Consider the following 26,065-nt stretch of genomic DNA (forward strand, 5'->3'; position numbering starts at 1 on the left):
GCAGGCGCCTCAGGCGTCTGCTAAAGCACCTCGGTCTCAAATCCATATACTCCGGCCAGCAGCAATAATTCCGGCGTGACATTGCCCTGGACAATAATGGCGTGATGAGAAGAAAGCTTCTCCATCACCTTGTGGCCGCTGTTGTTTTTATATTTGAGCAGTGCGCCGTTTCGGCAATCCGATCCGGGATACTGCACGTAGTCCTCGATCTGTGCTTCTATAATAGTGAGCACCTTCATATTCGGGTGGAGCTTCGCCAACGTGACATCCCCCGTCTTCATCCGGCAGTCGATGACGATCGCATCCTGATTCACAATCTCTAATACCTTCGGTTTCATGACCCATTGATCGCAGAAACATCTGGGCGCAAAGCCGAAGTATCCGCAGTGAACCCCAAGCGCATGATTATCCGGATCCTCAATGTCCGGAAACTCCATAATCTTCTCATGCTTCAGCGCAGCCATTCCCACCAGGAAAGGATAGATATTCGTCATCATAACCGGATGCTTCAGCGCGCTGTACAGGATAAATTTGCTGATCAGCGTGACCAGATCTCCCTCGCAGGCCCATAAGATATGATCATATTCAAACAGCCAGTCATAGGCGAGACAGGGCGTCGTCCGGGATAGAAACGATTCATTCAGGCAGTTGCTGCCCACCGCGCAGACATCTCCCAGTTCATCCGCCTCCTCTTTGATGGCAATATATAATTTTACCGCCCGAAGGATACTCTCCTTTGATACTTCCTGCACGGGAACCTTTCGTTCCTCCCAAAGCTTCCAGGCCTGTTCGTCGCTTATCTGCGCCGCACGGTCATTGACTTCCTTCCAGCTGGAAAATATGATCTGAACGCCGAAAGCCTGTTCAATCCGCTCACGGCACTCCGTTTCCCACCAGTAAAACCGTTTGAATATGTAAGCCTGCATCCCCTCGCCGGGATCATCCTGGAACATCAGGAATTTTAAACCGCCTCGCATCCGGCGGCCGGCGGCTATTGCACGCATGACGACCTTCGCCATTTCCACGCGATAAGGGGAAAATACATTGCACCCCAATTCTTCCCGCAGATAGGATACAATTTCCCAATCCCACATTTCCACCGTGCCGAATTCAGAGGTCAATACCAGGATGGGAATCCGAAGTTCTTTAAGCGCCTCTTTATAACCAAAAACAGCGCCCAGCATCTGCGGAAACACGACGGCGTCCGCCTCCTGAGGAATCATAGATCCCAATTCCAGCGGGCTTAGGAATACCGCTTCCTCCTCATACATGCTTTCCAGATTTTTCACCTGATCCTTAAATTCCTGCCGTTCCCTTTCATTTGCCTCTCTCATATAGAGGGGTTGAAGCAACGCTTTTGCCTGATCCATCCCATAATCCTCCCTTCGTTCTCTCTTAGCCTCGCTGCTGTCTCGCCCGGTCAAACTGTTCCAGTATCAGCAAACCGCTGCTGGTTCCGATCCGTTCCGCCCCCGCGTCGATCATCCGGCTGCAGGTCTCCCAGTCCCGGATTCCCCCGGCCGCCTTAACCTTAACCAGATCTCCCACCGTCTTCTTCATCAGCAGAACATCCTCATACAGAGCGCCGGAAGTCCCGAAGCCCGTGCTGGTCTTGATAAAATCCGGCCTTACCTCTCTGGCAATCTCCGCTGCCGTTTTAATTTCTTCTTTGGTCAAATAACAATTTTCAAAGATGACCTTGCAGATTACCTGATGGCTGCGGCAGAGACGGACCATCGTTTCCATTTCCTCTTTGATATACGCCGTATTTTTCTGTTTCAGCTGCCCGATATGGATGACATAGTCGATCTCGTCCGCGCCATCCTGAATCGCCTGTTCCGCTTCGAACGCCTTCGTATTCACCGTTGTCTGTCCCAGCGGAAAGGATATCGCCGCTCCCACATGCACGCCGCTTCCTTTCAGCAATTTATGGCAGAGCGCCACCGGAGCGGAATTGATCGCCACCATGGCGAAATGGTTCGCGGCGGCCTCGTCACAGAGCTTTTTGAAATCCTCTTCCTGCGCATAGGCTTTTAAATTTGTGTGGTCAAACAATCCGCACAGTTCTTCCCTTGTAATTGTCTTACTGTTCATTTTTTATCCTCCTGTTAAAATTTGATTACGGTCTTTAACCCCGCAGAGCTTTTCGCATATTCCACAGCCTCGGCGAATTCCTCCAGCGGGTATTCGGCGCTGATCATACCTGCCAGTTCTAACATCCCGGTTTCAAGCAGTCTGGCCGCCATCCGGTATTGCCTGACATTCGCCCTGGTCGAACCGCTGATCGATAACTGCCGGTAATGAATCAGATTCGACGGCAGGTTCACCAGATCATTCCCGGAGGGAAGGCCCCCGAAGAACAGAATTCTGCCGTTCATGGCCATCAGCTCCAGAGAGTCCGCCTGCGCTTTCCCAGAGGGGCAGGCAATGATACACACATCCACGCCCCTGCCATCCGTCAGCCTCATGATTTCTTTTTTCAAATCTTCCCCATAGATTCCGCTGATCTTCGGGTTTACCTTTTCACACTGCCGCATCCTCGTCTCGGATAAGTCCCGCATATACACCTTCGCCGCCCCATAACTTCCGGCCAGCAGCGCATGCATCAGTCCAATCGGCCCGGCTCCTACCACCAGGACAGAATCCCCCGGTTGTATGTGCAGCCGTTCCTGTCCATTGAGCACGCAGGACAGGGGTTCCAGCAACGCGGCTTCTCCAAATGAAACCTCCGGCCCCAGAACCATCAGATTCCCCTGCCTGATTACCTTTGCCGGCACACGGACATATTCCGCAAACCCGCCGTCGATATTAATGCCAAAGGCCTTATATTCCGCGCACAAATGTGTATCTCCGCTGACGCACATATCGCAGATCCCGCAGCCATAGTTGGGCGCCACACAGACATGCATGCCTTTCCGGTAATCACTGACCAAAGCGCCCGTCTGTTCAATGATCCCGCTGATCTCATGCCCCAGTGTCAGCGGATGGCTCTCATCCACGCCCCGGTAGCCGTTTCCGATCATCCGCAGATCAGAACCGCAGATCGCGGCCGCTTTTGTACGGATCAGGATTTCATCGTCCCCGATTTCCGGTATTCCTGTCTCCACAAGCCGGATCTGTCCCGGACCGAATAATTTCGCAGCTAACATTTCTTTTCCTCCCCATCCGGCTTTTCTTTTTCATTCAGGTTTATGATTCCGCCGGTTTTTATGGACCGGTTTCCGGCTTTCACGATCTCCACCGCTTTCCATCCGTCATATCCGGTCACCTCCGGTTCCGTATCTTCCAGGATACACCGGACAAAGCTGATGTCCTCCTGCACATACGCCTCGCTGAATAAGTCTGTCCAGCTGGCGATAATCCCGCTTGACATGCCGTGTTCCTTTGTACAGGACACCGTCGTAGTTTCCTTTAACCCGCCGATCTGTACCAATCCTTTGGTTCCAAGAACGTCCACCCGGGCATCATACCCGTATCTTACTCCCTGAGCGCCGTCGATATTACAGATCGCTCCGTTTGCCATGCGCACATTCATCAGCACGGTATCGTAAAAGTCCGGATAGTTCTCCGCCGCCTCCCGGCATCTGAAATTTCCCGCCATCGCGTGAATGCTGACGGCTTCACTATCCGCCAGCCACCGCATCGTATCGATGTCGTGGCTGTTCACTTCGGCCAGCGGTCCGTTGCTTTTCTCAATATCGTACATCCACTCCCTGGGAGTGCTGGGCCCGTGCGTCAGGGATTTCACCATGACCACCTGGCCAATCTCACCGGAATCAATGATCTCCTTAGCCTTGCGAAAGCTCTTATCAAAGCGGCGCATGAAGCCGATTTGCAGCTTTACCTGATGTTCTTCGGCAGCCTGTATCATTTCCTTACATTCTTCCGAATTCATGGCCATAGGTTTTTCACACAAAATATGCTTCTCGGCGGCGGCCGCTTCCAGGACGATTTCCTTGTGATATTTCGTTGGAGTGACGACGATCACCGCGTCAATCTCCGGGTTTTGCAGCAATTTCCGATAGTCGGTATACCAATAAGGGATATGTAACCGGTCGGCCGCCTTTTTCGCCGCTTCTTCCGAGTTGTCCGCCACCCCGGCCATTCTCGCGCCGGGCACCCGGGATACAAAATTTTCCGCGTGAATCATTCCTGCCCGGCCCGCCCCGATCAGGCCGATTCCTATTATGTCTTTCATTTTCTGCCTCCTTGTTTTTCTTTTATTTTGATTTCCATTTACGGTAAACCGGCGTCTGCGCCTCGATGGCCTCCAGATACAAGTCCGCGTACCGTCCATAAGCTGCATGAGCGGCCGCGTCCGGCGCGATTCGCTCCTTCACCCGGCCGGCCTGTTCAAGCGGTTCCCGGTAATCCTTAAACACCCCCGCACCTACGCCGGCGATCACCGCGCTTCCAACCAGGGCCGTATCCTCCATATCCAGCACGGAAGTCTTAAGTCCCAGCACATCCGCCTTTATCTTATTAAAGAGCTCTGATCTGGCTCCTCCGCCCATAATCCGTATAGAATCAAACGTATTGGAAGGAAGCAGCTTCTTCATAACCTCCAGATAGTAATGATATTCATACGCAATCCCTTCCATAATCGCCCGGTACATATGGTTCTTCGTATGTTTCCAGTCCAGGCCCAGAAAACTCCCTTTGACGTAAGGATTATTTGGCAGCACTCTGCCTGCAAAATGCGGGATAAACAGCAGATCCTCTGATCCCGGCGGCAGCAGACAGGCTTTCTTTGACAATTCCTCATAAGGGTTCTCCAGATGTCCGGCAAACTCCGAAACGAACCAGCTCAGACACTGTCCGCCGCCATTTACATAAGCTAACGGCATCCACAGCCCGTCCACCGGCGACCGCATCATCGTCATGGTCTTGTATTCCACATCCGGCACATATTCATCCACAACACTGCACAGAACAGACGCCGTGCCTGCGCAGTCCATCAGCTGTCCCCGTTCAACCACTCCCGCGCCGAAGACAGATGCCGACGTATCCCCGCTTCCGGCCACAAGCGGAATCCCTTCCCGCAAATGCATGTCCCCGGCATACTCCTTCTTAAGCTTTCCGACGATCTCAAAGGGCGCGGCAATCCTGGCCATCTTATCCCCGGAAACCTGGAATTCATTCAGCAGTTCCTCAGACCATTTCAGATGCTTATTATCGCCAAACCCCGAATACTGCATCCCGGTATAGTCAAAATAGATCTCATCCCCTGTTAAGCCCGCCAGCTTTCCCGTCACATACCCATGCGGCAGCACGAATTTGAAAATCCGCCGGTATATATCGGGCTTTTCACCTTTCCACCACAGGATCTTCGGCCCATGGGTATAAGTCACCGGCCCGCCGGTAATCGATGTGATCTCCCGGCCCGCCGTTTTTCGCATCAGCTCCACATATTCCTCACATCTTGAATCCAGCCAGGAATCATAATAGGTAACCGCTTCTCCCTGTTCATCCACCCCCATAATTCCAGCCATCTGAGAATCAATGCCAATGGCCGCCACCTCACAGGAATCCACGCCGGACTGGTCCATCACCTCCCGGACCGCTCCCAGCACAGACCCGAATATGTCATCTGCTTCCTGCCACACCGCTCCGGTCTTGGGCTGAATTAGTACCGATTCCCGAAATCCCGTGCATACCACACTCATATCCTGTGCATCAAACAACGCCGCTTTCGTCCCCTGTGTACCAATGTCCACTCCGATCAAATATGTCCCCATAGTCCTTCCCCTTCCTATTACTATTTCTATTGCTATTTCTATTGCTATTTCTATTTCTGTTGCATCACTGCTCTTTTGCTACTCTATACCATCACTTTTTATTCTGCTTCCTAATCTATTCTCTTTCTAACCCGATCTCTATCTTTATCCGCTCTCTTTCCTATCCTGTGCTTTTTCCTATTCTATCCTTTATCCTCTCCCCCATATTTTTCCTATTACGTCCTCTTATTCTGTTCTCTTTCCTATGCTTTCATTTATCTATACATTGCTTTCATTTGCTTTTGTTTCTCACATTATATTCTGATCACTATCGTTTGTCAATCCCTATCCTATAAAAATCTCAAATTCAAAAACTTTTCTAACATTCCGTCATCATCCATGTACCAGTGCTGGGAAAAGCGGGGAAGCTTTGGGGGTATTTCCATTTTCCACTGAAAAATTTCCCCTTGCAATCCTCCCTCTGATTCTCTATAATGAAAACAAATGAAAGCTATGGAAAGGATGTTCTTATGAAGCATACGAATCAGCCGCTGTTCGCAGAAGAACGGCAAGCTCAAATCATAGAATTGTTAGAAAAAAATGACAAGATGACGGTACCGGAATTAGCGAATTTGTACCATGTTTCCACCGTGACGATCCGAACCGATCTGAGAACCCTGGATGCCGCCGGTAAATTAAAGCGTACTCACGGAGGCGCAATTTCCATTGAAAAATCCGGCTTCGAGCCAACTTCTACCATGAAAGAAATCGAACATCCCGGGGAAAAACGGGCAATCGCCCAGCGCGCGCTGGAACTCATAGAAAACGGTGACACCATCATACTCGACACCGGAACCACCACGTACGAACTCTCTTCCCTGCTGCACCAGCGAAATGGCCTGACCGTGATAACCAACGACTTGAAGATTGCATTAAATGTGGAAACCACTACCGACGCCTCCCTCATCTTCGTCGGCGGCATCGTCCGCAGAGGCTTCCACTGCACCACCGGGCCTATTGCCGTCTCGGCCCTGACCGACCTGAATGCGGACAAGGCCTTTCTCGCCACCAATTCCTTCACGCCGGAGAAGGGTTTTATGACCCCCACTCTGCAGCAGGCCGAGATAAAAAGAGCGTTTATGACCGCATCCGTGGAAAAGATCATGCTGGCCGACAGCAGTAAGTTCGGACAGATTTCCTTCGTGCGCTTCGCGGCTTTATCAGAATTCAATCAGCTCATTACAGATCAGAACCTCCCGGAAGAACAGCTCCTGAACATGAATAAGCAGGCTTCGCACACAACTATCATCCGCGCTTGAAGCAATATTAGAAAGCGAAGAATTGTAACGTAAATGAAGAGAAAATACAAAAAAGGGACTATCTATTTGTCTAATGCCCGATAAGAAAGTAATTTGAAAACACATCAGAATACTAACCATTACGGGCGTTGCAAAGGCAAAAGACACCAAGAAAGGTAGAGATACTTTTCTCGGTGTCTTTTTTGTGTGTATAAAAAAGCATATCGCACATTCGCATTTGTTCTTTTAATTGCTTACAATATGCTCAAAGAGGTCGAAACTATGAACTTCTCATTAAATTCACAAACAATTGTCATTTATACTCATAAAGCCCTCCTATTACATCCACTCGCCATTAGCGGCAGACCATTTTTCAGTAAATTCCTTGCCTTCGACTGCCGATGTAAACGGTTTTGTCAAAAACGCCTTAATCGTTTTAAGAACTGTACTGAAATTATCAGTTTTAGCGTCAATCTTCCGACAGAATGCTTTCCACTTCTTCTGCATAGCAGAATCCTCTGCAAAGTCCATAACCTGTTCAAACTGTTCAATCGTAAAGGCGTGTCCACGATTTTCAAAAGTTTCCTTCAGTGCCTCAGTGAGCACCTTACCGTCAAAATCAAATTTATTGGCAAGATAGTAAATATCGTAGTAATCTTTCATACGGCTTGAAAATTCCATCAGACTGAGGATTGCGTCTATCTTCTCTGCGATAGTTGTTTCAAGAGAATATGTATTTACCACCGGCGCATTGAAATCATCAAGCTGCGTCGGAATTTTTCTCTTTTCCTGTTTTGGTACAATAACATCACCCACACCGAAGTCTATACTGAACGGAGTTTTTGTGTTTTTAATACGAGCCACAATAGAAGCTCCGATACCGGCATATTTCTTTGCAACCGCAATGGGCGCAATATCTTTAATTTCAAAGGTAATAAAACCATTGCCGGTGGGTGTGGATATAATTTCTTCCAGTACAGGTTTTAGCTGTTCTGGGGTGTTCGGTACTCTCCGAAGAAGAAAATCAACATCTACCGTTACTCTGCTGTCAAAATCGGTAACTGAGTAAATAAACAAACCACCTTTCAGGACAAGATTTTCCACATATTTGGATTTTTCCAAACGTCGTAAAAATTCCTCCTGACAAAAAAGTTGCAGACAAAGCTGATAACTTCTGCCACTTTCAGTAGCCTTATTTTTCAGCCGTGCAAGCACAGATGCGGCAATATCAGCCATTAAGCAGTACCTCCATTATATTCATAACCTTTGCGTAAAGTTTCATTTTTTTTGCGTATTTAGACAAATTTACAAGATTCCTTTTTTCGTCGGCGACATAAGCGTGAACAGCTTTATTAAAAACTTCATTATCAAGCTTTGTACGATATTTAAAGCAGTCACAGATGGTTCTCTCTCTATCATATACGGGCAATAATACGCCATTAAAATCATCTGTGGTTTTTCCGATTGTTAAAAAATCCTTTTGAATATAGTAAGCCTTCATCGGAAATTCTTCAATGTTCTTTACAGCACGAGATGCTGTTCTTGGAACAGCAATCGACCATTTACGGGGAGAAAAATCACTATATCCATAATGGAACAAAGCGGACTCCACACAGATAATTCCCTGCGGAAGCAACTCATGTATTAACCGTTCCTCCGTTATGCTATTACTTTGCGGGAGTCGATAAAATCCTCTGCGAATTCTTTCAATGACTCCTTCTTTACAAAAAGCTGCCACTTCGTATTTATTTATCCCGTTGGCAGCAAAATCAGAAGTTTTTGCAATGCCGCCATTATTTTCAATTACTTCTTTTAAGGTTTTTAGTTTATTCAAGCAGTCACCAACTTTCTGCATACAAAAATAAATATTGTACGCAGTTATTATAGCATGACATCCCGAAAATTGCAAAAACTTAATGCGGACAATGTTTGCGAAAAAATATTCAAGAAATCTCAAAAAAAGCATTGGCAAACACTCGTTCTGCAAAAGCAAAAGGAAACGGTGCAATCCCATTTCTGAGGTTACACCGTACCTTACATAAAAACTTCCTTATCTGGCGCTGCCATTCGCAATAGTCCCTTCGATGTACCGGCAGGTTTACACCTTAAACCGGTAACCCACACCCCAGATCGTCTCAATATACTGAGGCTTTGCCGTATCATATTCTATCTTCTCCCGGATCTTCTTCACATGTACCGTAACCGTAGCGATATCCCCCACGGATTCCATATCCCAAATCTGATGGAACAGTTCTTCCTTTGTATACACATGATTCGGATTCTGCGCCAGGAAAGTCAGCAGATCAAACTCTTTTGTGGTAAAGTTCTTCTCTTCACCATTCACCCAGACCCGCCTGGCTGTCTTATCTATTTTCAGGCCGCGTATCTCGATTATTTCATTTTCCTGATGGCTGCTGTTCATCAGCCGCTCGTAACGGGCCAGATGAGCCTTCACCCGCGCGACCATCTCGCTGGGGCTGAAGGGTTTTGTCATATAATCGTCCGCACCAAGACCCAGGCCCCTGATTTTATCAATATCGTCTTTTTTCGCAGACACCATAATGATGGGGGTATTTTTATTTTCCCTCACCTGGCGGCAGATCTCAAATCCATCCACACCGGGCAGCATCAGATCCAGGATCAGCAGATCATACTCCTCCGACATGGCCCGTTTCAATCCGATATCCCCGGTATTCTCGATCTCTACTTCAAATCCGCTGAGTTCCAGATAATCCTTTTCCAGGTCCGCGATACTTTCTTCATCCTCTACAATCAATATTTTACTCATCCACTGGTACCTCCTGATATTTTCTAAGCACGAAATACATGACTGTTCCCGTACCTTCCTTGCTGGTTGCCCAGATCTTACCGCCGTGATCTTCAATAATCTTCTTCACAATCGAAAGGCCGATTCCGCTGCCGCCCTTGGAGGAATTCCGGGAAGCGTCCGTCCGGTAAAAACGGTCAAAGACAAAGGGCAGATCTTTATTGGAAATTCCTTTTCCATTGTCTTCGATCTCGACCTGTATAAAATCTCCCACGTCTTTTACCCGGATATTAATATAGCCTTTTGGTTTATCTATATATTTTACCGAATTATTGATGATATTATTTATCACCCGCTTCAGCTGTTCCGCATCTGCGATGATAACCACGTCTTCCGACACATAATTAAAATATGCCAGTTCAATGTTCTTGGCTTCCAGATCCAGTCCCACTTCTTCTATACAATCATTGAAATAATTGTTTACGTTGATCTTATTGAACGTATACGGGATACGGTCGGTGTCGATCTTCGAGTAAAAGGTCAGTTCGTTGATCAGCCGGTCCATATCATTGGCTTTATTATAGATCGTCTTAATGTATTTGTCGATCTTCTCCGGGGTGTCCGCCACCCCGTCCATAATCCCTTCCACATAGCCTTTTACCGCTGTGATCGGAGTTTTCAGATCATGGGAAATGTTGCTGATCAGCTCTTTGTTCTGCTGATCGAACTGGAGCTTTTCCTCCGAAGTAATCTTCAGCCGCTGGCGCATCTCCTCAAAGTCCATACAGAGCTCGCCGATCTCGTCATCGGCGTCCGGTTCGATCGTAAAGTCCAGATTGCCCTCTTTGATGTTCTGGGCCGCCGCTTTTAATTTCTTCAAAGGGGAAGCGACGCTCCGGTAGATCCAGGACGTCAGCACCGCGCTGGTGCACACCAGAATAAGGATAATGGTGATCATCATGTCAAACGCGAAGGACCGGACCTGGGGAATCACCGCTTCCGCGGATGTGATAATGAACACGCTTCCCGGTTGCCCATCCGCGCAGGTAAAATCGATCTGTTTGACCAGGGCCTGGACCTCACCGCCCAGGTACACGCCGCCATCCAAAGTGGAATCAAAGTTCCCGTATTCCGGAAGATGTTCAAAAATCTCGGAGACATCCTTGCCGCTTCCATTATATATAAGCTTATCCCCGCGCCGGGCCAGTATATAAGAATATTTACCATAAAGTTCGTTGTTTACGGTACTTAAATAGGCCTCGCTCTCCAGTTCAGGACCGTCCGTACGGGCTTTTTCCAGGATTTTGTCATGGGTGGCTATGGTCAGACGGCTCAGGAATTGAACGGAGTTCGCCAAAGATCCGTAGTCTTCCCCGGAGATGCCATAGGTTTCCTTCATGGAGCGAAGCTGGTAATTTCCAAAACCCAGGATCGCTACCGCGGTTAACAGTACCGGGACAAGTATAATTGTAAAAAACGCGATGACTATTCTTGTTTTTAACTTCAAGTGCGAAAACACCTGCTTTTCCGTGTATAATGAAAGATCCTTCCGGATCTTGGGTATCACGCTCCCACAGCCGCACCTTATGACGGATTTCTGTCATATGCGGCTGCGTAACTATTTTTTATTATAGCACATGGTTTATATGAATTCACGAAAACTGCTCTAAACAATTATAAAATTTTCATAAAATATTTATGATTGAATTGATTCGGATTCTCTTTCTTTCCGCCGCAGTGGGATTCCCCGTAGAACATTTTTATTCCATAGCCGCACTTCCCTGTGGAATAAACAAAGCGGATTTTGGGTATTCCAAAGTCCGCTTCAAATACAATCCGTATTTCCTATATTTCTACATCCCGCAAAATAAATAGCTCTTCCCTTAAGCCCGGAAAAACTCTTCTGCCGCATCCAGCGTCTCATCCACATCCTTCTTCGTGTGGGCCGCCGACAGGAAGATGGCTTCAAACTGGGAAGGCGCCAGGTGGATGTGATGATCCAGCATCCAGTTAAAATAACGGGCGAATTCTGCTGTGTCGGAAGTTTTGGCGGTCTGGTAATTCAAGACCGGCTGTTCCGCAAAGAACAGGCAGCTCAAAGATCCGACCCCGGTCACCTGATAAGATTTACCCGCCGCTTTCAGAATATCTCTTAAGCGGTCCCGGAAATAGTTCCCCATCTCTTCCAAACGTAAATAGATATCCGGATTTTCCTCCAACTGGGTCAGTTCCGCAAGTCCCGCTGCCATGGCGATGGGATTGCCGCTTAAGGTGCCCGCCTGATAGACGCTTCCGCAGGGCGCTATGGTCTGCATGATTTCCCTGCGGCCGCCGTAACAGCCCACCGGCATCCCGCCGCCGATAATCTTACCGAATGTAGTCAGATCCGGTGTAATCCCGTAGTACCCCTGCGCCCCCTGAAGGCTCAGCCGGAATCCGGTGATTACTTCATCAAAGATCAACACCGCGCCATGCTCTGTGCACAGATCCCTTAGTCCCTGCAGGAATCCCGGACAGGGCTCTACCACACCCATGTTCCCGGCCACCGGTTCCACGATCAGCGCGGCTACCTCGCCTTTGTTTTCCTCAAGCAGACGGGCCACACTGTCACAATCATTATAGACGGCCGTCAGCGTATCCCGGGCGCAGCCTTCCGGCACCCCCAAGCTGTCAGGTATACCCGCAGTCATAACCCCCGACCCGGCTTTCACCAGCAGGGAATCAGAATGCCCGTGATAGCAGCCCTCGAATTTGATGATTTTATTGCGTCCGGTATAGCCCCTGGCCGCCCGGATCGCACTCATCACCGCCTCGGTACCGGAATTCACCATGCGGACCATTTCCATAGAGGGAACCAGCCGGCAGATCCGTTCCGCCATGTTAACTTCCATTTCGGTAGCGGCCCCAAAGCTCAGTCCCTCATAGGAAGCCTGGATCACAGCTTCTCTGATTTTCATATTGTTATGCCCAAGGATCATCGGTCCCCAGGAACAGATATAATCGATATAGCGGTTTTGATCCACGTCATACACATAAGCGCCGTCCGCCCTCCGGATAAATCTCGGGGTGCTGCCTACGGACTGATAGGCGCGGACCGGACTGTTCACGCCGCCGGGCATTACTTTTACCGCCCTTTCAAAAAGCTGTTCTGAACGGAACATCAGCCGATTCTCCCTTCCTCTATAAATCCTGCGATCTCTTTTGCATAATAGCTGAGCAGAATGCCGCAGCCGGCGCGGTAAATACTGACCGCCGTCTCACAGATCATCGCCGCTTCATCCACATACCCCGCCTGCGCGGCCGCTTTGATCATGGCATATTCACCGCTTACGCTGTATGCGGCTACCGGCAGCAGAATCTGATCCGCCGTCTCCCGGATGATATCCAGATACGACAGGGCCGGCTTTACCATGATGATATCAGCGCCTTCCTCACAATCTGTCAGGACTTCTTTGAGCGCTTCCTTCCTGTTATGATAGTCCATCTGATAGGCTTTGCGGTCTCCGAACGCCGGAGCCGATCCGGCCGCATCCCGGAACGGACCGTAAAAAGAGGACGCGTATTTTGCCGCATAGGACATGATCGGTACATTCTCGTACCGGTTCTGGTCCAGGATCTCCCGGATGGCCGCCACCCGGCCGTCCATCATATCGGAGGGGGCTACCATGTCCGCGCCTGCCTGTACGTGTGACAGCGCGATTTTCGCCAGATATGGCAGCGTCCGGTCGTTGTCCACCTGCTGTCCGTTCAATATGCCGCAGTGTCCGTGGGACGTATACTCGCACATGCATACATCGGTGATATAATATAATTCCGGATGAGTCCGTTTCGCCTCTTTTAGCGCTTTCTGGATAATACCGTCCTGCGCCCAGGCCCCGGTGCCGCATTCATCCTTTTCATCCGGAATCCCGAACAGCATAACGGATAAAACTCCGGAAGCGGCCACCTCCTCCAGCGCTGCCGGGAGCATGTCCACGCTGTAGCGGAACTGTCCGGGCATGGTGGGTATTTCTTCTTTTATCCCCTTTCCCTCTTTCACAAACATCGGATAGATCAGGGACGATTGGTCGATTCTGGTTTCCCGGACCATTTTGCGCAGAACAGGAGTGCTTCTGAGCCTTCTGGGTCTTTCTGTCAGTTCCATTACTCTTTCCTTCTTTCCTCTTTATCCATTACCTATTATTAATAATGTTCTTATTGGAATATCATCTGCCTTACCACTTATCTGGATGATAGTTCCATATACTTAACTTGTCAAAATGTAAGTCCTTTTAACCTGGGATGCCTTAATCTGCTTTTGACCTTTCTATATGCAGTTGGATGATCTTATCAATCAGGCTGGCGATGGTCGCTTCCTCCGACACTTCCGTCCGCATCTGATATTTTCCCGCTTCCTTCGCCGTCTTTTCCCCGATGCATACGGCCGTAACCTCATGAAAATCGTCCATATCCATGGATTGGACAAAGCCTTTTACCGTGGAAGCGCTGGTAAATACCACATAATCCTCCGGCCGCAGCTCAAGAGCTTCCTGCGGAAGATACCGGGTTCGGTAAACGGCGGCCGTAGTCACGGAACATCCACGCTCTGTTAAAATATCCGCGCAGTCACTGGGCGTATCCGCAGGCGTAAATACCAAAACCCGCTCAACGTCCCCTACCCGCTCCGCCAGCCCATCTCCCAGGGCCTTACCGTTAAAGGTATCCGGCATATAATCCACCAGTATGCCCCGTTCTTCCAACGCCTTTTTTGTCGCAGTTCCAACAACGGCAAACCGGATATGGGCCAGGCTTCGTATATCGATCCGCTTTTCCCGTAAATATTCCCAAAAGTAACGGACGCCCGCTTCGCTGGTGAATACCATCCACTGATAATGCTCAAAAACCAGTTCGTCCAAATGCCCTTTGTCGCTGAGCGGAACCGTTTCAATAGACGGCAGCTCGATCACCTCGGCACCCAGCATGGCAAGCTTTTGGGAAAGCCCCGACTGCTTCTCCCGGGGCCTGGTAACAATCACGCGGGCCATGCCCAGCGTTCTGTCCTCCGCCCAGTGGAATTCTTCCGCCAGCGCGCATACTTTTCCAACCACGATAATTCCGGGCGTGCCAATCTTTGCGCGCAAAGCGTCGTCCGGCAGGCTTTGGAGCGTGGAGACCACCCTTCGCTGGCCGGCGGTAGTGCCCCGTTCCAATACGGCCGCCGGTGTATCCGGATCTTTTCCCGCCCGGATTAATCCTGCCGATATCTCCGGCAGCGCGCTGACCCCCATCAGGAATACCAACGTTACATCCCCAAGCCCGGCAAGCCCCGCATAGTCGATGCTGCTCCTGCTGCCCTGCCGGCGGTGTCCGGTAATAATGTGCACCGAAGGCGTATAATCCCTGTGTGTTACCGGTATACCGGCATAGGCCGGCACGGAAACCGCGGAAGTGATCCCAGGTACGATCTCAAAGGGAACTCCGTGCGCTTTCAAAAGCTCCAGTTCTTCGCCCCCTCTGCCGAACAGGAACGGGTCCCCTCCTTTTAAACGCACGACCTTTTTTCCGGCCAGCGCCTCGTCAAGCAGAATCTGATTGATCTTTTCCTGTACCACCTTGTGGTTTCCCGCCTGCTTTCCCACATCGATCCGTCTGGCTCCAGTCGGTATCATCTGCAGCACCCCGGGGCCGATCAGCCGGTCGTGAACCACTACGTCCGCCTGTTCCAGCACAGCCTTTCCTTTCAAAGTAAATAATCCAGGATCGGAAGGACCTGCCCCCACCAGCCATACTTTTCCCGTGCTCATCCGCCTAATTCCTCCTTAAGCCGCAGCGCCAATTCTTCCCCCAGCTTCTCCGCCCGTTCCGCCGGGCCGCTGGTCTCGCCGATTCTATACTCCTGCGTTTCCTCCCTGTAATAAAGGCCTTTGAGCCTCAGCTCACTGTCCTGAATGACCGCGTGGGCCGCGATGGGGGAGGAACATCCTCCGTCCAGGGTCCTTACGAAGCTTCGCTCCGCCGTTGCCGCAAGCGCCGTCGTCGGATCATTGACCTGTTCCAGAAAAGCCACGTCCAGATCCTTTCTGGCCTGTACCGCCAGAATCCCCTGTCCGGCGGCAGGTATTATTTCATCTGTGGAAAAATATTTATAGATCCGTTCCTGAAGGCCAACCCTTTGCAGGCCTGCTGCCGCAAGTACCAGCGCCGAATACTCTCCGTCGTCCAGCTTTTTCAGCCTGGTCATGATATTTCCCCGCACACTTTCCAGATGGATAATCGGATATAAAATCTGCAGCTGCAGCTGCCGCCTCGGGCTGGAGGAGCCGACCTTCACCAGATAATAGGAACCCGGTTTCGCTCCCTTTGGCAGCACCAGCACATCCCGGGGGTCTCCGCGTTTGGCGCAGGCGACAATCGGAAGTTCCTCATTTATCTCCATAGGCATATCTTTTAAACTGTGTACCGCCAGATCGATCCGTCCGTCCATCAATGCCTGATCCAGTTCTTTGACAAACAGTCCCTTGCCGCCGATCTTATCCAAAGTCTTATCCAGGATCATATCCCCGGTTGTTTTCAGCGTAATCAGTTCCAGCTCTATCTCAGGATCGGCTCTGCGGATAGCTTCCATTACCAGTTCTGTCTGCATCACGGCCAGTTTGCTGTCCCTGCTTCCCACTCTGATTTTACGTTTCATCTGCAACTCCATTCTTGCCGTCAACTGCGGCCTGTTTTTCAAATAGATTTCTTATTCTTTCGGTAGCTTCCCTGGCCAGCCGATGGTCGGCCCCGTTGGCCGTCACGCCGATGACCAGCCCGCTTTCTCTCACAATTCCGGGAAAATAAAAATCACACTCTTCTTTGCAGTCACAGACATTCACCGGAATCTGCAAGTCCTTTGCTTCTATATAAATAGCGTGATTCACCTGTCTTATATCGGTAGCGGCCAGTACCATATCCGCGCCTTTTAAGTCACCCTCCCGGTAGCGGCGTTCCTGCCAGATCAGCCGGCCGGCCGCAGCTTCATTCATTAATTCGTCAGATATCCGCGGAGCAATCACGGTTATCCGGCAGCCAAAAGGCAGCAGCGTATGGATCCGTCTGGCGGCAATGGTTCCCCCGCCGAACACCAGGACTTTTTTCTCTTCCATTTCTATATAGATCGGAAATCGCATTCTTCCTCCCATACGGATGCCGGGTCTGTAACAGCCCATCCTCCGTCACCATTTATATCTCTCTTCTTCCGTACAAATACCCAGCCCCATACCGCCCGGGGATCATCAGGATTTTTCGCAGTCTCCGGCGGACTCTTCCAGCGCGGTAATACAGTCTTTCCACTGCTCCGGGGACAAATGGTTTTTCAAGCCATATAAGATTTTAGTCACGGATTTCTCCGCCGCTTTTCTCACGTTCCTTTTAAATTCCTCAGGCTCTTCCAATGCCTGGTCTACCTCCCGGTATACCTTTGTGAGCTTGGCGTTGGTGATTCTGCCGGCCGTCTTTCCGATCCTTTGTACCGCCGGTATCCATTCCCTGAAATAATACCAGGTTCGAAACTCATCCATATGTTCTTTCAGGATCACTCTCGCCCGGGTCACCAGCCGTTCATCGTGGCCGTTTACCATCCCCAGCATGTCCGTGTCATAGAGAATCGCTCCGGTCAGCCTTCCCACTGCAGGCTCGATATCCCTCGGCACCGCCAGATCCACGAATATGTAGCTTCTGTCCGGCGCCATAGCGCGGCATACTTTTTCAGCCTCTATCGTATAGTGTGGACTTACGGTAGCGCTGAAGATCAGATCCTTATCCCTCAGGTGCTGATATCTCTCCTCATATAAGATGACCTCGCACTCTTTGGGTATAACTACATCGTGCTTTTTGTACTGCCTGAGTGTCATAGCTACCCGAGCGCCCCGGTCGATCAGGATTCTGGTCATTAACCGCCCCATCTCGCCATTTCCAATGACCATGCAGCGCCTGCCCTCCAGCGGTCCATACCGGTCTTCCAGCAGAGCCGCGGCTCCCTCCGGAATGGACATGTCCCTGGCGGTCAGCCGCACTTCCGTCTTCACCTGCTTCGCCGCCGTTACGGCGCTGCGGAAAAGAGTCTCCAATACAGAATCCGCGCAGCCGCATTCACGGGAACGGTTCAGCGCCTCCCTGATCTGTGTCAGTATCTGATCTTCCCCAAAGATCTGGGAGTGCATCCCACAGGCCAGTTCAAACAGGTATGTAACCGCCTCTTCTCCCTGACGGCTTGTAAAATGTTCCTCGTACACATCCCCGTCCAATCCTCTTTCCTGCATCAGGATGGAAAAAGGGGATTCCCCGGCATCGCTGCACCACAGCTCCGTCCGGTTACAGGTTGATATCAGGATGCAGCCGGCCATCTCATGCCTGGCAGCCGCCTGTTCACAGAATTCCATCCCCTGTGTTTTCGTGAAAGAAAACTGCTCCCTGACCTCAATATTAGCTTTCTGATAATCGATTCCTACCATCGATATGTTCATCGTTTCTATTCTCCTTTGCATCTATAAAATCTTAACACTTTCCACATGTCCAGACAAGTGTTATGATATGGGAAGTAGCTTATTTGGATCTGTTTTGGAACTGTTTTGGAACTGTTTAGGTTCTGTTTAAGATATGGAATTATTTCATATGAAATTCCGAAAAATTCTCTGGCCGGAGGTTCTGCTATGATTTATGATAAAGCAATACTGCTGCCGTTATTCGGCTCGACGGATCACGCCGCCATGGCACGGGTGCTGGAGCCATTAGAAAAAAAGCTAAACAACGCCATCCCCGGCTGCTATATATGCCACTGTCTGCTCAGCAGTTTTATTCTGAAAAAATACCAGGATTCCAATATCCCGGAGCTGTCGCTAACCGAAGCTTTGGACCGGATCGCAGAGCTTGGAATCCGCCGGTTAATCGTACAGCCTTTGCTCCTGACCACCGGAACCGGTTATGACCTGCTGTGTTCCGGTCTTAAGATATATCGGAACCGCTTTTCCCATATATCTCTTGGCAGGCCTATTCTCTGCGATGACTGGGATTATGCCGCGCTGGCCAGGGCCGTCTGGCAGGAATTTCCCGCGCCTGCAAAAGATGAAGTAGTACTGCTCATGGGACATGGTTCCGAAACCGGTGATAATCAAGTATACCACAGGTTGACGGAAGAATTCCTTTTAACCGGCCATTCCAATATTTTCATCGGCACGATGCGTGACTGGGGCGCCGCTATGGAAACTGCCGAGCAGTGGAAGCAGGCCGGTTACCGCAAAGTCCGGCTGCTGCCTTTCCTGCTGATAGCCGGTTATCACGCGTCGCGGGATATGGTCGGCCCCGTCAGTACTTCCTGGAAAAGCAGGCTTGAGGCCGCCGGCTTTTTGGTATCTTATACAACAAAGGGCCTCGGGGAGTATGATTGTGTCCGGGAACGAATCACGTCAGGCTGTATCCGGGCCGCTGAATAATGGATTTTATGGTCATTATTTTATCATTTGGGAAGTGTTAAAGAAATAACGCAGGTTAGATTTGACAGGCATTGGATGCACAATGCGGATATCGCACGGTAAAACTGTTATTTTGTAACATTGATATCTCCGTTCTTTGTTTCCAGCCCGATTTTCACATCGGCATTGCCTCCAATCGTCCCGCCCGCCGTTTTATCCGTGACAGACAGCAATTCTGCAAACGATGTTTGCATCTTACCATTCTTAGTTGCAGCCGAAAACACAAATTCTAAATTGTCCGGAAGTCCCAATGTAATTGTTCCGTTTTTGGTACAAGCGGATATATTGCCGGTAACCTCCGCAAAAGTGATATCTAAACTGCCGTCTCCGGTTACCAGAAAGTCTCCGTATCCAATGCACCCGAATGCTGTCAGATCTCCGCCTTTCGATTCATATCCGATTCTGCCGGTTATGGAATCCAAATACGTGTCTGCATTGGTGGTATCAACCGTGCAAATTTGCCCGGTAATGTCTTTTGCCGTTAATTTTCCCCCAGTGCTTTTTAAATCAATCTGGTCGGCCATAAGATTGGAAATTTCAATTGTACCGTTTGTCGTGTCAGCCTGGAAGCTGCTTAACGCCAGCGCCGCATCGGATAAAATCCACCCATCCGTTGTATGAAGCGACATACTATCTTTGTAGGTGTCCGGCACATAAATCTCAAGGCTTGCATGTACGCCATTTCCGATGGGCCGAGCACCCTCGGAGATGGTTAGGACATTTCCCGACAAATCGATTTTAGCGAAGTAGGTTTTTTGTATTTTATCCATGTACTCTACAACAACGATATTGTCAGAATCACTCTCTTTGACCGTTACGCTTTCTCCGTCATAATCAACTAGAATGGATTTCACATTAGTAAGTGAAAACGCTTTTGTTTGGACTGGGCTTTGTGTACTGGAACACCCTTCTGATACCATGGCAAGATACATAAGGCTTAACAGAGCGGCGGTAAATTTCATTTTTTTGTTCATTCTATTTTCTCCTAATTGAACCGTTCATTTAAATTTTATGATAATTTTATACGGGGCTGTCCGCCCCGCGTAAATGACTTATTTTTTATAAGCATATAAGATGTTATCCATACAAATTTCTTTCGCCACGGAAATAGGAATGTTCTTTTGTATTTCAAACGCATCGTTTTTAACGTGCATTCCCCACCATGCTAAAGTTTCGATCATCTGTTGGGCAGTCAGCTCCGGATACTTAACCGCCCGCATTTCTCCACTGCGGATATAGATATTGACATAGCCTAATATATTACTAAAAAATTCTTTGCGGTATCTTTGATAAAAGGCCCCTAATTCACCCACATCATTAATATTCTTTTCTAAAACAAGGCAGCCTGTTCCATATCTCGCTAGTGTATCAAAAGCGTCGGAAACCATCCGCTCAAATGAATACCCCTTTGCTTCCCTTAACAACGGTCCGCTGAATGTCATGTGGCTGTCATTCAGGACTTTCATTATTTCACCGGATAGTCCCTCAAAAAGTCGCCCGTCAATCGGGTATTCAAATTCCCGCTGTATAAAATCCGGGTCAATGGTACATTTCAGTATAAAGTCTAAAATATCTTTTTTCCCCTTAAAGTATACATACAGCATACCGGTTGATAAACCGATCTCTTTCGCTATATCTTTCATTTGCGTACGCATATATCCTTTGTTGATAAATAGAGAACTAGCGGCTTCGTATATCGTTTGTAATCGATTCTCCATCGGCACCCCTCTTCCTTTATTGAACCATTCATTCAATTACAGTATATACGGTTCTATTATGATTGTCGATCAGTTTTTGATTTCCAAAATAGTACACGCCCCTTTACATAAGTCCAAGTGGATACTATGCAGTGTTTTTTATGATTCATTAACAAATGGGCCAAAAAGTTGCCGTTAAGTACTCATAGATATAAAAAACATGCCCCCTTTAGATAAACAAGTTATTATTTACTTTGTCTATCCAAAGGTGAGCATATCCAATTAGGCACGACTAATTCGTAATAATTATCATCAAACAGATGCGTAACTTACCCTTTTGCCCCATAGCTTCCCTCGCTTCACGCTTCCCCTCCTGTCTTTTATGCTGTAACTTTCTTCCGCCACTTCAGACGCCCCGCTCCCAATGCAGCCTTACGGCGTGCGCGCAGTTTCGATACAATCAGCACAAATATCACTGCCACATAGGGAATACAGGAGAGCAGCTGAGTCGGCAGGCCAAATGAGGTAAGCGTAAGATACAAAGCATCCGTATAGGCAAACAAAAATGCCACGATACTGGTTTTTATAGGGTTACCCCCTCCTACCAGAACGGCCGCCAGGCACAAAAAGCCACGCCCGGAAGTCATATTTTCCGTAAACATAGATACTCCGGACAATGGAATAATAGCTCCTCCCAACCCGCAGCATGCACACATGATGATCAGTGCAGTCCACTTATACCTGCGGATGTTCGTTCCGGCTGTCTGTGCCGCCGTGGCATTCATTCCCACACCTCTTAGCCTAAGCCCAAAAGGAGTTTTATACATGACTACATAGGCAGCTCCGGTCAGAAGGAAGGCCAGATACACCGGACCGATTTTATTATTCAGCACATCATTCAACACCGGCACCTGGTTCAGAAATGGTATCGATATAGTCTGGAAACTAATAATATCAGGACTGATAAAAGATCCCCGTACCTGAAAGATCGACACCAGCAGCAGAGTCGTAACCGCCCATGCTCCATAGATCAGGGCAATACTCACGATCATCCCGTTCGCCTGGAACCGGAATACCAGGATTCCGAACAGGATCCCTACGAGGATACTCACCATCACTGCAATTAGTGCGCCCAATACCGCGCTGCCGGTAACATAACTTCCCCAGGTGGCAAAGAAGGCTGAAATCAGCATAAAGCACTCATAAGCCAGCACGAAAGTTCCCGATTTTTCCGTAAAGCATCCTCCCACAGAACCGATCACAAGAGGCGCCGCGATCCGCACGGCTCCCGCGAATACGACCGGACTGATTACAGCAAGCAGTATTTCCTGCATTATCCCGCCTCCCTGCTTCTTATGTGTTTTTGTCTCATATGATCTAACAATGCCTTATAATCAATAGCCGCAAACAGAACGAACAGCATCTGGATAATATTCACCGTCAGCTTATTCAAGCTGGTCATCCTCTCCATCTGAAGAGATCCCGCCCGCAGCGCCCCCCACAAAAAGGAAACGACGACAATAGCAATCGGATTTTGTTTTGCAATATAGGCAATCAGAATGCCGTCCCATCCCATATTGGTAATAAACTTCGCCGTAAAACTGCCATAAGAACCGCTCATCTCTATTCCGCCGCAAAGCCCGGAAATAAATCCGGACATCAGGAATATACCCAGAAAGGTTCTGGCTACCGGTATCCCATAGGCCCTGGCGAACCGGATATTTTCCCCTACCTGCTTTAACTCGTAGCCTTTTACCGTGTAGCGGTAGAACAGATAGACCAAAACGGCCACAAGGAAAGCCAGCACGACGCCAAGGCTTGCAGAACTGCCCTGAATCAGTCCCGGCAGTCTGGCAGACGCGGCCATCGGCGGAGTGGAGATCGCATTTGACCCGTCGCTTCCTCTTCCGCCCATGATCCACCACATGGTGATATATTCGGTCAGAAGAACGGCAATAAAATTAAACATTAACGTACTGATCAATTCATCCACCTGAAAGACCAGTTTCAGCATTGCCGGCAGAAGCGCATACAGCATTCCCGCCACGCCGGATGCCAGCAGGCAGACGATCACGTGCACTCCCGGCGGGAGTTTAAACGCATATCCCAGCACCGCAGCTGTCAGCGCGCCAAAATAGATCTGCCCTTCGAGTCCCAGGTTATTTACTCCGGACTTGAATGCTACCGCGGCCGCGATCGCGGTCAAAATGCAGGGCATCGTGTGGCGAAGCGTGTTTCCAATATTGATCTTCGACCCGAAAGCGCCTTTTATAATTTCTGAAAATGCCTTTCCCGGGTTTTCTCCCTGAACAGCGATTAAAACGGCGCCAATAAGCAGAACAGCCAGAAGGGCTGCCGCATATCGGATCAAATTGGATTTCGCTTCCTCATTGATCTCAAGCTTTTTTCTCATCTGCATCCCCTCCTCTGGTCATCAACAGCCCGATTTCTTCCTCTTTCAGCTCCCCATGTGTGCCTGCATACTCCAATGTGCCATTGTACATGACAAAGATCCTGTCTGACAGCTGCATCACCTCGTTTAATTCGTGGCTGATCAGCAAGATCGCGGTACCTGCCGCCGCTATGCGCAGAATTTTTTCCCAGATAAATTCGATCGCTCCCACATCTATCCCTCTGGTAGGGTCCTCGATAACCAGTAGTTTATCACATAGAGATATTTCTCTGCCGACCACCAGTTTCTGAATATTTCCGCCCGACAGGTTTATGACCTTCTCATGGATCCCCTTTGTTTTTACCGAATATTCGCGAATGATCCGATTCGTAAAATCCTCCGCCTGTTTCCTGTCCAGCAGATATTTTCTGCGGTATCCATGTACGGTCTGATAGCCCATCACAGCACTCTCCCACACACTGCCCGCCTTATTTACTCCCTCTCCCATACGGTCCTGAGGGATATAGCCCACTCCCATCTTTTTGCGTTCCCGGACGCTTTTATCCTGTACCTCTATTTCTCCAATGCGAATCCTGCTCTCTTTTTCCACACGGGTAAGGCCGACAACCGCCCCGGCCAGCTGCTGCTGGCCGGATCCGGCGATTCCCGCGATGCCGACAATTTCTCCGCTTCGCACTTTCAGATTCAGATTCTTCAGGCGCTGAACTCCATTCTCCTTTACGCTCAGATCCTGCAGCTCCAGCACCGGTGATTTTATCTCACTTTTGATCTTATGGGCCTGTAATATGACTTCCCGTCCTACCATAAGGTTGGCCAGCTGCTCTTCCGTCACCTCATCCGGAAGTACATGCCCCGTCACCTTCCCATTCTTCAGCACGGTAATCTCATCTGCCACCTCAAATACTTCTCTGAGCTTATGGGTGATAATCAGTATCGTCTTGCCGATCGCTTTCAGAAACCGGATCGCCTCAAAGAGTCCCTGAATTCCCTGGGGGGTAAGCACAGAGGTTGGTTCGTCGAGGATCAGAATGTCGGCGCCGCGATACAGGACTTTTACAATCTCAACCTGCTGCAGAACCGCTACCGGCAGAGTGTCCGCTCTGGCATCCAACGGCAGCTGAAAGTGATAGTCCCGGCATATTTCTTCGATTCTCATCCGCGCTTTTTTACGGTTTAGAAATATTCCCCACCTTTTTTCCTCGAACCCCATCATAATATTATCCAGGACCGGCAGATCACCGAACACCATGAATTCCTGGTACACCATTCCTATCCCATGTCTGGTGGCATCCATCGGATCTTTGAACCGGACTTTTTCACCATTCAGCAGGATCTCCCCTCCATCCGGTTCATAGATATCCGTAATCATGTTCATCAGTGTACTTTTACCCGCTCCGTTTTCCCCGATAATGGCGTGTACACTTCCACGCCTCACCCGCAGGTTAATATCATCGTTCGCCACAAGCGCACCAAAGGTTTTTCTTATATTCTTTAATTCCAATACATAATCCGTTTCAGCCATACAGATCTGATCCCTTCACTTTAGCTTAATATTCCAGGCGGTACTCTTCAAAATTCTTGTATACATCCACTTTTCCTGTTGAAATATCGTCCACCAATTGTTTCACCTCTTTCTGAAGTTCTTCCGGAATATTCTTCAGATCCCTTTCATCATAGACGGCGCCCCCGGCCGCAATGTTAAAATCCATCTGTTTGGGCAGTTCTTTTCCATCCTTATAATCCAGAGCCACCTGCGTTACCGCCACATCCATGGGCTTGATCGCCGACCAGAATACACAGGGATCCAGATCCCCCTGCCAGTCATCCACACCGATACATTTTATCCCGCCTTCCGAACACGCCTTGATCACTCCCGGGCCCGCCAGATAGCAGGACTGGTAAATGATATCGACCGGATAGTTGGCGATCATCGCGCTTCCCGCCTCCTGGCCTTTGGTGGGATCCAGGTAATCTCCGGTGAAGGAATAAACCACCTCCACATCCGGATCCCCATAAGCAGCGCCCGCGATATATCCGTCCCGGAAACGCCTGATCTTTAAGACATCTGTGTGGCCGATCCAGCCAATCGTCTTGGTCTGCGTCATTTTCGATGCCACAAAACCGGCTACGAAGGAAGATTCAAAAGGATCCACCGATACGGAAGTGCAGTTTGGTTTATCATGGTCCACGTAAGTATCCAGCAAGAAGATATGGGTCTTTGGATAATTCTTATAGATCTCATCCGCCAGATTCAGAGCCGCCTGACTCACATTATCTTCCCAGGTCATGATTACCTGATAACCTTCCCCCGCCATGGAACGGATGTCATCCGCGAATTCCGAATTATCCGTGGCCTCGATACACTTGATCTCCCATCCTTCCTGTTCCAGGTTCTGGAATCCCTTCCAGATCAAATCCACAAAATCATTTCCCAGGTTCCCATCGGTGATAAAGCAAGCTTTATAGGTCTCGCCTGATGTCTCCTCACCGCCAGCAGCAGCGTCTTCCTCCTTTTTTCCGCATCCTGCCATCATTACTGCACATAGCGCAATCACTATGAAAACTGCCAACCATTTTTGTAAGCTTCGCATAACTTCTTCTCCCTTCTCCTTGCAACCAATGGTAATTATTTCCTTTTTTCTTTTTTATTCTCCGAAGAATTTATTGCTTTTTCACAAAGCATCG

The 26,065-nt window shown here is 49.2% G+C and carries 23 protein-coding genes; 2 read left to right on the top strand and 21 right to left on the bottom strand.

All coding sequences use genetic code 11. The annotated features are described in order from the left end of the window. Positions 1 to 20: 20 nt before the first annotated feature. Genes KTH89_RS07565 through KTH89_RS07585 form a run of 5 tightly spaced genes read right to left on the bottom strand, consistent with a single transcriptional unit; the run spans position 21 to position 5,738 of the window. On the bottom strand, positions 21 to 1,370 hold the full coding sequence (locus tag KTH89_RS07565; protein ID WP_238721258.1) for a hypothetical protein: 1,350 nt from the start codon (positions 1,368 to 1,370) through the stop codon (positions 21 to 23). A 25-nt stretch (positions 1,371 to 1,395) separates the two neighbouring features. Further along, entirely contained in the window at positions 1,396 to 2,094 is a 699-nt protein-coding gene (gene deoC / locus KTH89_RS07570) for a deoxyribose-phosphate aldolase (protein ID WP_238721259.1), read from the bottom strand. Between the two features lie 14 nt (positions 2,095 to 2,108). After that, complete coding sequence (locus tag KTH89_RS07575; RefSeq protein WP_238721260.1) at positions 2,109 to 3,149, bottom strand: alcohol dehydrogenase catalytic domain-containing protein; 1,041 nt, start codon at positions 3,147 to 3,149, stop codon at positions 2,109 to 2,111. After that, a complete protein-coding gene (locus KTH89_RS07580) occupies positions 3,143 to 4,198 on the bottom strand; it encodes a Gfo/Idh/MocA family oxidoreductase (RefSeq protein ID WP_238721261.1) in 1,056 nt (351 codons plus the stop codon). Before KTH89_RS07580 ends, KTH89_RS07575 begins: the two co-directional genes overlap by 7 nt. Positions 4,199 to 4,220: 22 nt before the next feature. Further along, complete coding sequence (locus KTH89_RS07585) at positions 4,221 to 5,738, bottom strand: xylulokinase (protein WP_238721262.1); 1,518 nt, start codon at positions 5,736 to 5,738, stop codon at positions 4,221 to 4,223. Between the two features lie 509 nt (positions 5,739 to 6,247). On the opposite strand from KTH89_RS07585, the gene KTH89_RS07590 reads away from it, so the two are divergent. Then, a complete protein-coding gene (locus KTH89_RS07590; RefSeq protein WP_238721263.1) occupies positions 6,248 to 7,036 on the top strand; it encodes a DeoR/GlpR family DNA-binding transcription regulator in 789 nt (262 codons plus the stop codon). Between the two features lie 318 nt (positions 7,037 to 7,354). Here the strand turns inward: KTH89_RS07590 and KTH89_RS07595 are convergent, their stop codons facing one another. The 10 genes from KTH89_RS07595 to hemA form a co-directional block, all read right to left on the bottom strand. Then, positions 7,355 to 8,251, bottom strand: a complete 897-nt coding sequence (locus KTH89_RS07595; protein WP_158347168.1) for a nucleotidyl transferase AbiEii/AbiGii toxin family protein — start codon at positions 8,249 to 8,251, stop codon at positions 7,355 to 7,357. Then, positions 8,244 to 8,849, bottom strand: coding sequence for a type IV toxin-antitoxin system AbiEi family antitoxin domain-containing protein (locus KTH89_RS07600; protein WP_238721264.1), 606 nt, complete (start codon positions 8,847 to 8,849; stop codon positions 8,244 to 8,246). Before KTH89_RS07600 ends, KTH89_RS07595 begins: the two co-directional genes overlap by 8 nt. A 264-nt stretch (positions 8,850 to 9,113) precedes the next feature. Beyond that, positions 9,114 to 9,803 (bottom strand): response regulator transcription factor, encoded by a 690-nt coding sequence (locus tag KTH89_RS07605; protein WP_158347170.1) that lies wholly within the window; start codon positions 9,801 to 9,803, stop codon positions 9,114 to 9,116. Then, positions 9,796 to 11,289 (bottom strand): sensor histidine kinase, encoded by a 1,494-nt coding sequence (locus KTH89_RS07610; RefSeq protein WP_238721265.1) that lies wholly within the window; start codon positions 11,287 to 11,289, stop codon positions 9,796 to 9,798. The genes KTH89_RS07605 and KTH89_RS07610 overlap by 8 nt, the downstream gene beginning before the upstream one ends. 376 nt (positions 11,290 to 11,665) lie before the next feature. Further along, positions 11,666 to 12,943, bottom strand: coding sequence for a glutamate-1-semialdehyde 2,1-aminomutase (gene hemL, locus KTH89_RS07615; RefSeq protein WP_238721266.1), 1,278 nt, complete (start codon positions 12,941 to 12,943; stop codon positions 11,666 to 11,668). Further along, entirely contained in the window at positions 12,943 to 13,926 is a 984-nt protein-coding gene (gene hemB / locus KTH89_RS07620; protein ID WP_238721267.1) for a porphobilinogen synthase, read from the bottom strand. Before hemB ends, hemL begins: the two co-directional genes overlap by 1 nt. A gap of 142 nt (positions 13,927 to 14,068) precedes the next feature. Further along, positions 14,069 to 15,565 (bottom strand): uroporphyrinogen-III C-methyltransferase, encoded by a 1,497-nt coding sequence (gene cobA / locus KTH89_RS07625; RefSeq protein ID WP_238721268.1) that lies wholly within the window; start codon positions 15,563 to 15,565, stop codon positions 14,069 to 14,071. Then, positions 15,562 to 16,452 (bottom strand): hydroxymethylbilane synthase, encoded by an 891-nt coding sequence (hemC, locus tag KTH89_RS07630; RefSeq protein ID WP_238721269.1) that lies wholly within the window; start codon positions 16,450 to 16,452, stop codon positions 15,562 to 15,564. Before hemC ends, cobA begins: the two co-directional genes overlap by 4 nt. Beyond that, positions 16,442 to 16,930, bottom strand: a complete 489-nt coding sequence (locus tag KTH89_RS07635; protein ID WP_238721270.1) for a precorrin-2 dehydrogenase/sirohydrochlorin ferrochelatase family protein — start codon at positions 16,928 to 16,930, stop codon at positions 16,442 to 16,444. The genes hemC and KTH89_RS07635 overlap by 11 nt, the downstream gene beginning before the upstream one ends. Before the next feature lie 105 nt (positions 16,931 to 17,035). Continuing rightward, entirely contained in the window at positions 17,036 to 18,265 is a 1,230-nt protein-coding gene (gene hemA, locus KTH89_RS07640) for a glutamyl-tRNA reductase (RefSeq protein WP_238721271.1), read from the bottom strand. A 186-nt stretch (positions 18,266 to 18,451) separates the two neighbouring features. Between hemA and KTH89_RS07645 the strand changes: the two genes are divergently transcribed. Beyond that, positions 18,452 to 19,231, top strand: coding sequence for a sirohydrochlorin cobaltochelatase (locus tag KTH89_RS07645; protein WP_238721272.1), 780 nt, complete (start codon positions 18,452 to 18,454; stop codon positions 19,229 to 19,231). 107 nt (positions 19,232 to 19,338) lie between these two features. Here KTH89_RS07645 and KTH89_RS07650 read toward each other — a convergent pair whose 3' ends face one another. From KTH89_RS07650 to KTH89_RS07675, 6 genes are all read right to left on the bottom strand, one after another. After that, complete coding sequence (locus KTH89_RS07650) at positions 19,339 to 20,244, bottom strand: DUF4097 family beta strand repeat-containing protein (protein ID WP_238721273.1); 906 nt, start codon at positions 20,242 to 20,244, stop codon at positions 19,339 to 19,341. Positions 20,245 to 20,322: 78 nt separating this feature from the next. After that, positions 20,323 to 20,988 carry a TetR/AcrR family transcriptional regulator gene (locus KTH89_RS07655; protein ID WP_238721274.1) on the bottom strand — a complete coding sequence of 222 codons (666 nt, stop codon included), beginning with the start codon at positions 20,986 to 20,988 and terminating at the stop codon, positions 20,323 to 20,325. Positions 20,989 to 21,347: 359 nt separating this feature from the next. After that, positions 21,348 to 22,301 carry an ABC transporter permease gene (locus tag KTH89_RS07660; RefSeq protein WP_238721275.1) on the bottom strand — a complete coding sequence of 318 codons (954 nt, stop codon included), beginning with the start codon at positions 22,299 to 22,301 and terminating at the stop codon, positions 21,348 to 21,350. Continuing rightward, positions 22,301 to 23,380: an ABC transporter permease gene (locus KTH89_RS07665; protein WP_238721276.1), complete on the bottom strand. Its 1,080-nt coding sequence runs from the start codon at positions 23,378 to 23,380 to the stop codon at positions 22,301 to 22,303. The genes KTH89_RS07660 and KTH89_RS07665 overlap by 1 nt, the downstream gene beginning before the upstream one ends. Then, entirely contained in the window at positions 23,364 to 24,902 is a 1,539-nt protein-coding gene (locus tag KTH89_RS07670; protein WP_238721277.1) for an ABC transporter ATP-binding protein, read from the bottom strand. The genes KTH89_RS07665 and KTH89_RS07670 overlap by 17 nt, the downstream gene beginning before the upstream one ends. Positions 24,903 to 24,927: 25 nt before the next feature. Beyond that, positions 24,928 to 25,971, bottom strand: a complete 1,044-nt coding sequence (locus KTH89_RS07675; RefSeq protein ID WP_238721278.1) for a BMP family ABC transporter substrate-binding protein — start codon at positions 25,969 to 25,971, stop codon at positions 24,928 to 24,930. Positions 25,972 to 26,065: the final 94 nt, after the last annotated feature.

This window comes from Diplocloster agilis (genome assembly GCF_019042275.1).
Classification (GTDB): Bacteria; Bacillota; Clostridia; order Lachnospirales; family Lachnospiraceae; genus Diplocloster; species Diplocloster agilis.